Annotated in this window: 11 protein-coding genes; all 11 read left to right on the top strand. The window is 61.4% G+C overall.

The features are described from left to right. The first annotated feature begins 1 nt into the window (after position 1). Positions 2-1162, top strand: coding sequence for an outer membrane beta-barrel protein (locus tag J3P93_RS13790; RefSeq protein ID WP_434598265.1), 1161 nt, complete (start codon positions 2-4; stop codon positions 1160-1162). Between the two features lie 12 nt (positions 1163-1174). Then, the gene (locus J3P93_RS13785) at positions 1175-1708 is read left to right on the top strand and encodes a polysaccharide biosynthesis/export family protein (RefSeq protein WP_434598263.1); all 534 of its coding nucleotides are present in this window, start codon (positions 1175-1177) and stop codon (positions 1706-1708) included. 2 nt (positions 1709-1710) lie between these two features. Beyond that, entirely contained in the window at positions 1711-4032 is a 2322-nt protein-coding gene (locus J3P93_RS13780; RefSeq protein ID WP_434598261.1) for a GumC family protein, read from the top strand. 148 nt (positions 4033-4180) lie between these two features. Further along, positions 4181-5572: an undecaprenyl-phosphate glucose phosphotransferase gene (locus J3P93_RS13775; RefSeq protein ID WP_434598259.1), complete on the top strand. Its 1392-nt coding sequence runs from the start codon at positions 4181-4183 to the stop codon at positions 5570-5572. A 69-nt stretch (positions 5573-5641) separates the two neighbouring features. After that, entirely contained in the window at positions 5642-6982 is a 1341-nt protein-coding gene (locus J3P93_RS13770) for a UDP-glucose dehydrogenase family protein (RefSeq protein WP_434598256.1), read from the top strand. A gap of 13 nt (positions 6983-6995) precedes the next feature. Next, positions 6996-7700, top strand: a complete 705-nt coding sequence (locus tag J3P93_RS13765; RefSeq protein WP_434598254.1) for a WecB/TagA/CpsF family glycosyltransferase — start codon at positions 6996-6998, stop codon at positions 7698-7700. A gap of 2 nt (positions 7701-7702) precedes the next feature. Continuing rightward, a complete protein-coding gene (locus J3P93_RS13760; RefSeq protein WP_434598251.1) occupies positions 7703-8785 on the top strand; it encodes a glycosyltransferase in 1083 nt (360 codons plus the stop codon). Next, complete coding sequence (locus J3P93_RS13755; protein ID WP_434598249.1) at positions 8782-9894, top strand: glycosyltransferase; 1113 nt, start codon at positions 8782-8784, stop codon at positions 9892-9894. Before J3P93_RS13760 ends, J3P93_RS13755 begins: the two co-directional genes overlap by 4 nt. Then, positions 9891-11204: an O-antigen ligase family protein gene (locus J3P93_RS13750; RefSeq protein ID WP_434598247.1), complete on the top strand. Its 1314-nt coding sequence runs from the start codon at positions 9891-9893 to the stop codon at positions 11202-11204. Before J3P93_RS13755 ends, J3P93_RS13750 begins: the two co-directional genes overlap by 4 nt. 17 nt (positions 11205-11221) lie before the next feature. Then, a complete protein-coding gene (locus tag J3P93_RS13745; protein ID WP_203418063.1) occupies positions 11222-12166 on the top strand; it encodes a glycosyltransferase family 2 protein in 945 nt (314 codons plus the stop codon). 13 nt (positions 12167-12179) lie between these two features. Next, a complete protein-coding gene (locus J3P93_RS13740) occupies positions 12180-13598 on the top strand; it encodes an oligosaccharide flippase family protein (protein ID WP_434598245.1) in 1419 nt (472 codons plus the stop codon). Positions 13599-13607: the final 9 nt, after the last annotated feature.

The raw sequence follows: 13607 nt of genomic DNA, 5'->3' as shown, positions 1-13607 counted from the left end.
CATGGCCTGGAAATCACGCTGCCCTGTTGCACTGATCATGGCCTCTTTCTACCCGGGAATGGCCTGGAGCACCGACCCACAAGCGATAAACGTTTATGGATTCGACTTCACGCCGACGTTCATCTTTTCGGAAAGTTACGACGACAACTTCCGCGAAGTGGAAGACAACAAGCAGTCCTCGATGATCACCAAACTGGCGCCCTCCTTCGAGCTCAAGGCCGAAGATCGCAACAGCGCCACGCGAGTGATCTGGCAACCGACGCGCTACATCTATCACGACGATTCCGATGCCTCGAACACAGCGCAACGTGTGCGTGCCGAGAGCGTGATGGAGTTCACCGATCGCCATCGTTTGAAGCTGGACGCCGAATATCGCAAATGGGAGCGCACCGAATCGACGGCGGTCGAGGGTGTGAATGACAAGCTCAACAACAAACGGGTCGGCGGGCTTTATACCTTTGGCGCCAAAAGCGCGGACAACCAGATCGACCTCGGGGTCAATTACGCGCAACTGCGCTACGACAATGGCGACGGCATCAATGCCGACAAGGAACGCGACACCACGGCCTTGACCAGCACCTGGTACCACCGCATCGGCAGCAACACTCGAGGTTTGCTCGAATATGACCACACCGACTTCGACTACAAGCAGGCGAACAGTCCGCGCAGCAGCGTATCGGACGCCGTACTCGCCGGTGCCGTCTGGGATTTCACGGCACGCACGACGGGCAAAGTGCGCGTCGGTTACGAAAAAAAGAACTTCGACAGCGACGAATCCAATGACCTCGACAACCCCACCTGGCAAGTCGATCTGCAATGGAAACCGCGCACGTATTCGACGTTTACCTTTGTCGCGCGCCAGGCGCTTGCCGAGGGTGACGATGGCGCGGAGGCCGTGAAATCGACCTTCACCCAGGTCGGCTGGCGACACGGCTGGACCGAGCGGATTACCACTGTGGCCCAGGCCGGCCTGGGTCGTTACGTTTATGAAGGGCAAAGCCGCACCGATGACTTTCAGGATTACAACCTGGCGGTGATCTATGCCATGCGCCGCTGGCTGGATATCGAAGTCGGCTATCGCTTCCGCGACAACGACTCCGATGCCGACAACGAAAGCTTCACCCGCAACGTGTTTCAGATCAGTTTCAACGTCAGCCTTTGAGAGGGTTTCGACATGAACACATCCGCACTTGTCTTGTCGTTCACGCTGGCGATGGCAGCGCCTGTCTACGCGGCAGATCCCGCCACGCAATACAAACTGGCCGCTGGCGATGTGTTGCGTATCATTGTGTTTGGTGAGCCGGAGTTGAGCCTGAAAAAGATCCGGCTCAGCGATGCCGGCACGTTTTCCTACCCCTTTCTCGGCGAAATCTCCGCCAAGGGGCTGACTCCCGGCCAAGTCGAAAAGATCATTGTCGATGGCCTCAAACAAGGCTACCTGGTCGACCCGAAAGTCAGTCTCAGCCAGATCGAATACCGCTCGTTTTACATCAATGGCGAAGTGAAAAAGCCCGGCAGCTATCCGTTCGTGCCCGGCCTGACCCTGGAAAAAGCCATTGCCCTGGGCGGCGGCCTGACCGAGCGGGCCTCGATCAAGCGCGTCACCATCTTGCGAGGCGACAGTGGCGCGACCGACACCGATAACGTGACGCGCAGCACCACGATTGCTCCCGGCGACACCATTTCCATTGCACAAGGGTTCTTCTGATCATGGACAACAGCCTTGGCACTTACGTCGAACGTCCTTTGCAAGCGCATGTGCACCAGCATCAACAGCACAGCGAAGACAAGGACACCCTGGACCTGCTGAAACTCTGGCGGGTGATCTGGCGCGCGAAATGGAGCATCGGCTGGCTGATTCTGGTGAGCGGTCTGCTTGCGGCCATCGTGGTCTCGAACATCACGCCGCAATACATCGGCAGCACCACCCTGCTGTTCAACGACAAGAGCCCGCCGCTGATGTCCTTTCAGCAGGTCAAGGACTCGAACAGCAACACCACGGACTACCTGCAGACGCAACAGGCACTCCTGCAATCGCGGGATCTGGCCGAGCGTGCGGTGAAAAAGCTTGGCCTCACCACCCACCCCGTCACAGACCCGCGCCAGCAGCCAAAGTCATGGTTTGCACCGCGCGAATGGCTGGCCGCTATTGATCTGGACAAATGGTTACCGGGGCTGGGTCTGGAGCGCTGGCTGCCGGAAAAACCGGCGGTCACCGAAGAAGAGGTGTTCAACCAGGTCACGCAAAACCTGATGCTGCACACCAGCGTCAAGTTCGTCGGCAAGAGCCAGTTGCTGGAAATCGAGGTCGAGCTGCCCGACCCGGTTCTCGCCGCCGCGGCGGCCAATGCGCTGGCCCGCGGTTTCACCGACAGCCAGCTCGACACCAGTGAAAAATCCACGCAAACCACCACGGCGTGGATGAACACCCGGCTGGTCAAGCTGCGTGACAACTTGCGCGCCGCCGAGAAAAAGCTCCAGGGCTACCGCGAAGAGCAAGGACTGGTGGACGTTGGCGGTGTCGCCACGATCAGCGCCAACGAACTGGAAATGACCGGTAATCGCATGGTCGACGCCCGGCGCAACCGCGCCGAAGCGGAAAGCGAGTACCGGCAGGCGAAGGCCTTGGGCAACGGCGATCTGAGCAAACTTTCCAGCGTGCCCGCCGTGCTGAGTAACCCATTGGTGCAGAAATTCCAGGCCGACCGTGCCCTGGCCCAGGCCAAGGTCGATGAACTGTCGGGTCGCTATGGGCCGAAGCATCCGAGCCTGCTGTCCGCGCAGTCTGAGTTGCGCACCGCCACCACCAGCCTGCAATTGCAGGTGCAACAGGTGGTCGCCGGGATCGAGCGGCAATACCAGCTCGCCAGCGCCAGTGAGGCCTCGCTGCGCCAGTCGTTCAACAGCAACAAGGCGCAGATTCAGGACATTGCCCGCAAGGAATTCCAGTTGCGTGAATTCCAGCGTGAGGTCGACAGCTCGCGGGCGCTCTACGAAACCTTCGTCACCCGCTTGAAGGAAACCACCGCCACGGCAGACATGGATTCGACCAAAGTGCGCATCGTCGACCCGGCGATTGTTCCGGTCGATCCGAGCAAACCGCGGAAAACCTTGATCGTGGCGATCGTTTCTTTGATCGCGGCGGTGATCGGTGTGGCGCTGGCACTGCTGTTCGAAAGTCTGAGCAACACCTTTAAAACCGACGAGTCGATCGAAAGCGCGCTGAACATTCCGCTGCTCAGCGTGGTGCCATTGGTCATGAAGAAAAACCGCCGGCAACTGGCGCGTTTGTTCGAAGACAACGACAACCCGCGCTTCTCCGAGACGATCCGCAACCTGCGCACCTGGCTGATGCTGCAAAGCAACGAAATGCCCTCGCAAGTGGTGTTGATTACCTCGACGGTGGCCGGTGAAGGCAAAAGCACCATTGCCAACAACCTCGCCAGCTCGCTGACGCCGCTGGAGCGCGTGTTGCTGATCGATGCCGACATGCGCCAGCCCACGCTGTCGCAGAATTTCGACTTCCCGCCCGACAGCCCTGGCCTGGCGAACGTGATTGCCGGCACCGCCCGACTCGAAGACTGCATCGTTTCGGTGGGCAATCTGGACATGTTGCTGGCCGGCAAGGTCATGCCGTCGACGCGCGATTCCCTCGCCGCGCCACGTCTGCCCTCGCCTGCCGAGCCGGCCAACGCACTGCAACCACCGCCGCAGGATCTGCTCAGCTCACCACGCATGGCGCGCATGCTCGAAGCACTACGCTCGCGTTACCGGCACATCATCATCGACTCGCCGCCTGCTGAAATGATCAGCGACGCGCTGTTGCTGGCCAAGCATTCGGACGCGGTGATTTACGTGGTCAAGGCCGACAGCACCCCAATCAGTCAGGTCCAGCGCGGCCTCGCCATGTTGCAACAGAGTCATGTGCCGGTATTCGGCACCGTGCTCAACCAAGTCGATTTGCGCAAGGCGCGCAAGTACGGCCATCACCACTCCCGGGCGTTCTATAACTACGATTTCGCGCCCAGGTAACACCGGGCGCCCGCGCCTGCCGCTGCACCCCTTTCTGCCAACACACAACTCGCTTCACCTCTGCCGAGCCACGGAAAAGCCAGCGGGAAGACACCTCGTGTCTGCTCGCTCAGCGCTGACGCATTACTGCTGCCTTGAGGTCAAGCCCATGACTCCGCTCTATACCGCTCATATGACGCAACGCCGCGGCCTGACCTTCTGGGGTCAGTGGTCGTGCGCAATGCTGTTGGCCACCTCGTTGCTGGTGCTGCTGGTGTATTGGCGCGTCGGCTACCTGACCAGCGAATATCGCATCCTGATCATTCTGGCCGTGCTCGGCTCTGTGCCGATCTACAGCGTGATGCGCGTGTACCACAAACGCTATGGCCTGGTGGTCGGGCTCGGCAGACTGCTGGCCGGCTGGTTGATTCTGCTGGCGGTGCTGGCGGCGATTGCCTTCGTCACGCAGACCAGCGCGATCTATTCACGCCAGGTGATCATCCTCTGGGCGGTGTTGGGTTTCGTGGTTCAGGCGGCGAGTTTTCTGCCCCTGCATTACCTGGCCCGGCTGTACTCGCGCAAGATCTGCAACGAGCGCCGCTCGGTGATCATCGGCACCTGCCCTACCGCGCATGAGCTGGCGAAAAAACTCTCCACGCCAAATCGCGCGCTGGTGCTGGGTTTCGTTGCCGCTGCCGATGACAGCGGCCCCGCGCCCAGCATTCTGCCGCTGCTCGGCCGTGTCGACGCGATCCGCGAGATCATCGCGCGCCTTGAAGTGCGCCGCGTGTACATCGTGCTGAACATGGCCCATGCCGCCACCATCGAAGCGCTGTACATCGACCTGCTCGACGTCAACGTCGATGTGGTGTGGATTCCGGATTTCGGCAGCATGGTCCTGCTCAATCATTCGATCTCGGAAATCGAGCGGATGCCGGCCATCTACCTCAACGAAAGCCTGATCAGCTCGCATCCGGCCAGCCTGTTGTGCAAGGACCTGTTCGAGCGCAGCCTCGCCGCGCTGGCGATCGTGTTGCTCAGCCCGTTGCTGTTGGCGGTGGCAACCGCGATCAAGCTGACCTCCGCCGGCCCGGTGCTGTTCAAGCAAAACCGTCACGGCTGCAACGGCGAAGTGATCAAGGTGTGGAAGTTTCGTTCGATGCACGTTCACGACGACCGTGAGGTGCGCCAGGCCACCCGCAACGACAACCGCCTCACGCCGATCGGCCACTTCCTGCGGCGCAGTTCCATCGACGAATTGCCGCAGCTGTTCAATGTCGTGTTTGGGCAGATGGCGCTGGTCGGTCCGCGCCCCCATGCGGTCACCCACAACATTTATTACACCGGCAAGGTGCGCGCCTACATGGCCCGCCATCGACTCAAGCCGGGCATCACCGGGCTGGCGCAAATCACTGGCCATCGCGGCGAAACCGAAACGCTGGAAAAGATGCAGCTGCGCGTCGCCCAGGACCTCAATTACATCAATCAATGGTCGCTGTGGCTCGACCTGAAAATCCTCCTCAAGACCCCCTTCACGCTGTTCTCGAAAAACATCTACTGACCCCTGCCCCACCGCTGCCTGCCCCTGCCCGCCCGTTGATAACCGGTCATGACGACCTGAGGTTTGACCATGAATGTGAGCGTATTCGGTATTGGTTATGTTGGCCTTGTCCAAGGCGCCGCACTCGCGGAGGTCGGGCACAGTGTGCTCTGCGTCGATGTCGACGTCGCCCGGGTCGAGGCCTTGAAGGAAGGCACTCTGCCGATCTACGAACCGGGCCTGAAGAGCCTGGTGCGTGACAATTACCAGAGCGGTCGGCTGCGCTTCGGCACCGACCTGGCGGACGCCGTGCACCATGGCGATGTGTTGCTGATCGCGGTCGGCACTCCGCCGGACGAAGACGGTTCGGCGGACCTGCAATACGTGTTGAGCGTGGCGCACACCATCGCGCTGAACATGGACCGGCACCAGATCATCGTCGACAAATCCACCGTGCCGGTCGGCACCGGCGACCGGGTGCGCGCTCACATCGAACAGGTGCTGGCCGAGCACGACCGCAGCGATCTGACCTTCGACGTGGTGTCCAACCCGGAATTTCTCAAGGAAGGCTGTGCCGTCGAAGACTGCATGCGTCCGGACCGGATCATCATCGGCACCGACAGTGCGCGTGCCGAAGAAGTCATGCGGGAACTGTATGAGCCGTTCAATCGCAACCGCGAAAAAATCCTCGTCATGGACGTGCGCAGCGCCGAGCTGACCAAGTACGCCGCCAACTGCATGCTGGCGACCAAGATCAGCTTCATGAACGAAATGGCCTGCCTCGCCGAAAGCCTCGGCGCTGACATCGAGAAGGTCCGCCATGGCATCGGCTCGGACCCGCGCATCGGCTATCAATTCATCTACCCCGGCCCGGGGTACGGCGGTTCATGTTTCCCCAAAGATGTGAAGGCGCTGATCCACGCCGCCACCAGCGTTGACTTCGATGCGCGCGTGCTCAAAGCCGTCGAGGCGCGCAACCAGGAACAGAAAACCACGCTTTACAGCAAGATTTTCAATCACTTCGACGGCCACCTGAGCGGCAAGACCTTTGCCCTCTGGGGGTTGAGCTTCAAGCCCAACACCGACGACATGCGCGAAGCACCCAGCCGCGTGTTGATGGAAGCGCTGTGGCGCGCCGGCGCCAACGTGCAAGCTTTCGATCCGAAAGCCATGGAAGAGGCGCAGCGCATTTATGGCTCGCGCGATGACCTGACCCTGACCGGCACCAAGGAAGCGGCACTGAAAAATGCCGACGCGCTGATCATCGTCACCGAGTGGCAGGCGTTTCGCGCGCCGGACTTTGACGTGCTCAGCGCGCGGCTCAAGCAACCGCTGATTTTCGACGGGCGCAATCTGTTCGATCCGCAGCGGTTGAGCAAACGCGGCTTCACCTATGTGTCGGTGGGTCGCCAGACCCCCGCCGTGAACTGACGGGAGCCGCGCCATGTTGAAACTCGAACTGGTCGGGCACTACTCGCCACAATTGCTCGAGGCCAATCAGGCCTATTCGTTCATCAACTTTGCTTCGATCAGCAGCGTGTTCGCGCAGCGCTCGGGCGCGATCACGTATTTTTGCGACGGCATGCTGATGTCTTCGTTCATGTCGCGAGTGACCGGCAGAACCATTGGCCGGGTCAGCTTCGACTTCACCTCGATCGCCGACCAGGTACTGGGCGGTGCCGAGCGGTTGGGCAAGCGGGTTTACTTCGTTGGCGCCCGGCAAGGCGAACTTGAGCTGTTCATGCGCAAGATCCAGACCCTCTATCCGCGGCTGAGCATCGCCGGTTACCACAACGGCTATTTCAACGCCGCCGAGGCCGAGGCGCTGCACGCCGACATCTGCCGCAGCGAAGCGAACATTCTGATTGTCGGCCTCGGCGCCGGCCTGCAGGAACAGTTTGAACAGGACGTGCTGCGCGCAGGTTTTCAGGGCGTCGCGTTCACCTGTGGCGGTTTCATCCGTCAGGAAGCGCTGGCCTCGCGGCAATACTACCCGGCGCTGATCAATCGCCTGCACTTGCGCGCGTTCTATCGCATGTACCGCGAGCCGCACACGATCAAACGCTACCTCATCGATTACCCGAGCAACTTTTTGCACCTGCTGGCCCTGCTTGCACGGCGCAAAGTCGCCATCAGTGTCGGGGAGTGACCATGCACATTCTGTTCATTCTCAAGGATTTCAAATCTGGCGGCGGCGTCGAACGCGTGCAGCAACGCCTGTCCGAGCAGTTCCTCAAGGATGGCCGGCGCGTGAGTTTCTTCGTCATGAACGGCGAAACCCCGGACACCGAAGGCAATCAACGCCACCACAGCGGCGGCGGCAACGGCATCGCCGGCCTGCTCCGCTCGATCGTGCTGTTGCGCCGGCTGATTCGTGACGAGCAGGTGACCCACCTGATTTCCGCCAAGGAGCAGGCCAACGTCTGCACCTGGTTCGCCACGCGGGGCAGTGCCTGCAAAGTCATCTACAGCCGCCACATTGCCCTCGATTGCAAAGAACAGAAAACCAATCCTTCGAGCCTGCGCCTGCTGTACGCCTTGTACCTGTGCGGCAGCGGCAAAGTGGTCACGGTGTCCACGGCGTTGCGCCAGTCGCTGGTCGGCGGGTTGCCGTGGGGCCGCAAGCGCATCAGTTTTTGCCCGAACGCGGTGATCACCGAACAACTGTTCCTGGCCTCACGGGCGCCATTGCTCGCCGGGCTGCCTGAAGCTTACTGGTTGGGCCTGGGACGACTGACGCAGCAGAAAGGCTTTGATTTGTTGCTCGACGCCTACGCCCTGGCCTTGCAACAGCGCACGTTGCCGGACCTGGTCATTGCCGGCGACGGGCCGATGCGCGATGCACTCAAAGCGCAGGCGCAACGCCTGGGTATCGCGCGACGGGTGCACTTCACCGGCTACCTGAGCAACCCCTATCCGTTGCTCAGAAACGCGCGGCTGTTCATTCTCAGCTCGACCCACGAAGGCATGCCGACCGTGCTGATCGAGGCGCTGGCACTGGGCACGCCGGTGCTGGCCAGCGACTGCGAAACCGGGCCCAGAGAACTGCTGGACAACGGCCAGCTCGGCCTGCTGGTGAAGGTCAACGACGTGCCGGCACTGGCTGAGGGAATGCTGCAGAGCTTGACCTCCCGCGATGACGCGATGCCCCACGAACAGACCCTGACCGAAGCCCTGCGCCCGTACACCAGCCAGCACGCGGCTCAGGCGTATTACCAGGTATGGAATCAATGAAAAAATTCCTCATCATCCTCCACGACCTCAGCGCCGGCGGCGCCGAGAAAATGATGACGCGCCTGGCCGGTGCGCTGGTCGACGCGGGCAACGACGTAACCTTGCTCCTGCTCACCGGGGGCGGCATCAACGCGAAGTACCTCGACCCACGCGTCAAGACTGTCGAGTTGCACAGCCCGCGCAGCGTTCGCGCGATTCCGGCACTGGCGCGGTTCCTGCGCGCCAATCGCTTCGATGCGCAATTGGCGGCACTGACCCACGTCAACGTCGTGGCCATCGCCGCCGCGCTGCTGTCCGGCACGCTGTCCCGTCTGCACGTCAGCGAACGCAATGCGTTTTCCCACGACAAACACGTTAATCCTGCCTTCATGGTGCGGCTGGCCTACAGCGCGGCGCCGCTGCTGTATCGGCTGATTCCCAATCCGGTGATCTGCGTGTCGAAAGGCGTCGCCCAAGATCTGGTCGATACCACCATCGCCCGCCGCCAGGACGTGACCACTGCCGACAACCCGGTGCTTGACGACGACTTCTACAAAAAGCGCCCAGGCCGGCCCAGCCATCGCTGGCTGCTGGAAAAGTCCGGCGCGGTAATCGTTGCCGTGGGCCGTCTGGCCCGGCAAAAAGGTTTCGACACGTTGATCAGCGCGTTGGCCGCGCTACCCGATACCAACGTGCGTCTGATCATCTTTGGCGAGGGTGCGCTGCGCGAGCAGTTGCTTGAACAGGCCCGCAATCTGGGCGTTGCCGAGCGTGTCGATCTGCCGGGTTACACCGTCGATCCGCTGGCAGAAGTGGCCGCCGCCGATTGTTTTGTCCTGTCGTCACGCTTCGAAGGCAGCCCGAATGCGCTGGTCGAGGCCTTGGCCACGGGCACGCCGGTGGTCGCGACTCGCTGCCCCCACGGCCCGGCAGAAATTCTTATCAATGGTCTGGTGGCGCCGCTGGTCGAGGTCGATGACGCGCCCGCCCTGGCGCAGGCAATCGTTCTGCAACTCAACACACCGCGCCACTTCAAGCGGCATACCCGGCTTGAGGCGGCGGCCCGGTTCGCCAATACCCGCGCCTTGCAGACCTACCTGACAGCGATGCTCGGGAGCGCCGCATCATGAGCACCCTGACGATCCGATATTCGACCTTGCGTGACGGCTTCGCCCTGTTCGGCGTGCTGTTTTACATCCAGGTGATCACCTTCATCCTCGGTCTCGGCGGCGGGTTCAGCTTCGGCGATGTCGACAAGGACCTCGAAGGCAGCGTCGCCAATCAGGTCTGCGGACTGCTGACGCTGGTGGTGCCGTTGTTTTTCTTCATCCGCAACAAGGTGTTCCTGAGCAAAACCTTCTACCGCAGCAACTTCTTTCTGCTGCTGTTCCTGCTCTGTGTGATCGCCTCGATCGGCTGGTCCCACGACCCGATGCTCAGCCTGAAACGGGTGATCGCGCTGCTCGGCGTGGTGTTCTTTGCTGGTTTCATTGCCTGGAACTACCCGCTTGAAAAGATCGTGTTCATGCTCGGTTGTGCGATCGGCGCCGCGGCGTTCATCGGGCTGATTCTTGCGGTGGTCATGCCTGACGTGGCGTTCCTCTCCGGGGGCATCCGCGACGGCGCTTTCAAGGGGATCTTTGCCGAAAAAAATGCCGGGGCGCGGCTTAACGCCGTGGCGATCCTGTTGTTGCTGCCGATGATCCGTCAGCGCAACCGCTGGGCGCTGTTCTGTGCGTTGTGTTCGCTGGTGGCGATTTTGCTCGCGCAATCGGCGACCGGCGTCGCCCTGGTGGTGTTCGGCACGGTCAGCTACGGGTATTTCCTCACGCTGATACGTCTGCGCATCCACCGCTCGCAGTGGCTGTTTTTCGCCTGCACGGTGCTGTTTCTGCTGGCGGGCCTGTTGCTCTACAACCATGTCGCCTGGCTGCTGGAAATTGCTGGTCGCGACCCGTCGCTGACCGACCGCACGCTGATCTGGGAACTGCTTGCGCCCTTCGTCGAACAGCAATGGCTCAAGGGTTATGGCTTTGGCGCCTTCTGGGCCAGCCCCGATGCCGATGCGTTCATCACCCGCTGGGGCTACATCGGCAACGCCCACAGCGGCTACATGGAAACCCTGCTCAACGGCGGTGTGATCCAGTTGAGCGCACTGCTTCTGCTGTTCGGCGAAGCGCTGCTCAAACAGTACCGCGCCGTCACGGCCAACCACACGGCGCAGCTGCGCGCCAGTGCGCTGGTGATCATCGGCCTGTTCGCCGTGACCAACTACGTGGCGTACGTGATTCCCAACTACCGTTCCGCCGAATTCCTGGTGTTCTGCACCCTCGCCCTGTCCTTCCGGCATCAACTGGTGATGCTCCCCGCGTTCAAACCGGCGAACCCGCGCCAGCGTCAGGCTGACCGGGCATTTGCGCCTGATTCCGCCAAGGCGTAACCCAAGGAGAAGCTGCCGTGACAAACCAAGCCCCGCCTACCGTTTGCGTTCTGATCCCGATGTACAACGGCGTCGACAGCATCGAGCAGACGCTGACCTCGCTGGCCGAGCAGACCCGTCTGCCCGATCATGTCATCGTCATTGACGATGGCTCCACCGATGACGGGCCGCAACGGGTCCGGGACTTCGCCGCGCCGTTTCGCCTGACCCTGTTGCAGCAGGCCAACGCCGGCCAGGCCAGTGCGCGCAATACCGGTTTGCACCACAGTCAGGAAACCTTCGTGGCGATGCTCGATGCCGATGACCAGTGGCGTCCGCAAAAACTTGAGCTGCAACTGGCGCTGTACGACGAACTTGAACAGCAGGGCCGCCCGGTCGGCCTGATCGATTGCTACACCCAGGTCAATTACAGCAACGGCAAGCGCCAACTGGACGCCGTGCGCAAGAGCGGCATGCACTTCTACGACTTCGTCCACGCCAACGTGCTCAATGGCGTGTCGGCCGCGCTGGTCAAACGCGACGTGATGTTGCAACTCGGCGGCTTCGATGCCGGCCTGCGTTATTGCGAAGACCGCTTCATGTGGACGCGCATCGCCGAGCACTGGGAAATCCACACGGTGCCGCAGGTGCTGCTCGAACGCACGGTCAACGACGGCAACATGACCGCGCAACCGAAAAAGCACTACCAGAACAAGATGAAGTTCATCGACGTGTACCTCGAGCGCTATGGCGCACAGTTGAGCAAACAGCAACACATCGATTTCGTGCTGGGCAATCACACCGATTTTCTCAACACCTTTTCCCGGCGTGGCGATCATGCCGAGGTGCTCGATGTGTACCGGCGGATGTTCGAATACTCCTGGCAGACGCTGATTTTCGATCACGGCAAACCGACCTTGCGCTGTCTCTACGCCCTCGCCCGCACCGGGTTCAAGGCACCGGCGTCAACCGCTGCTCAATGACTCGGTATCCGCCATGGCCAATCACCGCCTCGTCACCCTCGGCTGGATCTTCACCGAAAAATTCGGCCTGATCCTGCTGTCGATGATCACCTTCTTCGCCTATGCGCGGCTGCTGTCGCCGGCCGAGCTGGGTGTGGGCACGATCATCATCGCCATCGTCGAGCTGGTCGGGCTGATTTACTCCTCGGTGCTGGAAGACCCGCTGGTCCGCCTGGAACGCCTGGAAGACAAACACATCTCGACGGCGTTCTGGGCGGCGGTGCTGGTCAGCCTCGCATCGATTGTGCTGATCTCGCTGGCGGTGCTGTTGTATACGACCGACCCGGTGCTGCGCTGGATGACTGCGCTGGCCTCGGTGAAGATTCTGTTCACCATGATGGCGCGGGTCTATGTGGCGCAAATGCGCCGCAGCGGCAACTTCAAGATGCTCGCCTCACGCACCTTGCTGGGCAAGATCGTCGGCGGTTTCGCCGGTATTGCGGTGGCGCTGTGGGGACTGGGCGCCTGGGCGGTGATCGCTCAGGCACTGATCATGGAATTCGTATCGATCATCGTGCTGATGCGCGGCGATCCGAGACGCATCGCCTTTTACATTGACGGTTCGTTCCTGCGCGAACTGATCAAGGCCGGTACACCGGTGGCGATCAACGCACTCAGTTCTCAGACCCTGCAACGCGGCGTCAACGTGGTGCTGGGGATGACGGCCGGGGCGAATGCGGTCGGCATGTTCAACATGGCCATGCGCATCATCGACCTGCCGCGCACGGCGATCTACAACGGCCTGCTGAGCTATGCGCTGCCGGCGTTTTCCCGGCGCAGCGCAGAGCCGCTGCGCCTGCTCGGGATCATCGGCGACTCGACCGTGGTCAGCAGCTTTCTGTTGACGCCGCTGTTCCTCGGCATCGCCCTGACGGCCAGCGATCTGATCCTGCTGATCTTCGGCGCCAAATGGGCCGAGGCGATTCCTCTGCTGCAAGTGCTGGCGTGCACCGCTGCCATCGGCAACATGGCGATGTACGCGACCACCGCGCTGGTCGCGGTCAACCGCAGCCATTTGACGATCAAGGCCGAGGTGCTGACCACGATGCTGGCGCTGCTGTTGGTGTATGTCTTCGGCAGCGCCTATGGCGGTATGGCCGCCGCGGTGGCGCTTCTGGCGCGCATGCTGCTGATCACGCCGCTACAGATCCGCGGCCTCAACGCCGCCGTCGGTTACGACTGGCGCCGCTTCTTCGACTCCAACTACCGCAGCGTGCTGGCCTCGCTGGTGATGGTCGCAACCGTGTTGTCGGTGTCGCCGCAGCTGGCCGTTCAAGGCTACCTGCACCTGCTGTGCGACATCTCGCTTGGCGCGCTGAGCTATGCCGTGGCGTATAGCGTCCTGCACCCGCGCTGGCCGCAGGAATTCAAATCGGTGTTCACCGCTCGCTGAATTCAGTCC

Origin of the sequence: Pseudomonas sp. R3-57 (assembly GCF_051132065.1) — a bacterium.
Taxonomy (GTDB): Bacteria; Pseudomonadota; Gammaproteobacteria; order Pseudomonadales; family Pseudomonadaceae; genus Aquipseudomonas.
Note: the sequence above shows the minus strand (reverse complement) of the source record. Positions and strands in the feature narration are given on the sequence as shown.

Excerpts from the sequence above, each read along its gene's own strand:
- J3P93_RS13790 (WP_434598265.1), top strand. The coding sequence starts at position 2 with ATGGCCTGGAAATCACGCTGCCCTGTTGCACTGATCATGGCCTCTTTC.
- J3P93_RS13785 (WP_434598263.1), top strand. The coding sequence starts at position 1,175 with ATGAACACATCCGCACTTGTCTTGTCGTTCACGCTGGCGATGGCAGCG.
- J3P93_RS13780 (WP_434598261.1), top strand. The coding sequence starts at position 1,711 with ATGGACAACAGCCTTGGCACTTACGTCGAACGTCCTTTGCAAGCGCAT.
- J3P93_RS13775 (WP_434598259.1), top strand. The coding sequence starts at position 4,181 with ATGACTCCGCTCTATACCGCTCATATGACGCAACGCCGCGGCCTGACC.
- J3P93_RS13770 (WP_434598256.1), top strand. The coding sequence starts at position 5,642 with ATGAATGTGAGCGTATTCGGTATTGGTTATGTTGGCCTTGTCCAAGGC.
- J3P93_RS13765 (WP_434598254.1), top strand. The coding sequence starts at position 6,996 with ATGTTGAAACTCGAACTGGTCGGGCACTACTCGCCACAATTGCTCGAG.
- J3P93_RS13760 (WP_434598251.1), top strand. The coding sequence starts at position 7,703 with ATGCACATTCTGTTCATTCTCAAGGATTTCAAATCTGGCGGCGGCGTC.
- J3P93_RS13755 (WP_434598249.1), top strand. The coding sequence starts at position 8,782 with ATGAAAAAATTCCTCATCATCCTCCACGACCTCAGCGCCGGCGGCGCC.
- J3P93_RS13750 (WP_434598247.1), top strand. The coding sequence starts at position 9,891 with ATGAGCACCCTGACGATCCGATATTCGACCTTGCGTGACGGCTTCGCC.
- J3P93_RS13740 (WP_434598245.1), top strand. The coding sequence starts at position 12,180 with ATGGCCAATCACCGCCTCGTCACCCTCGGCTGGATCTTCACCGAAAAA.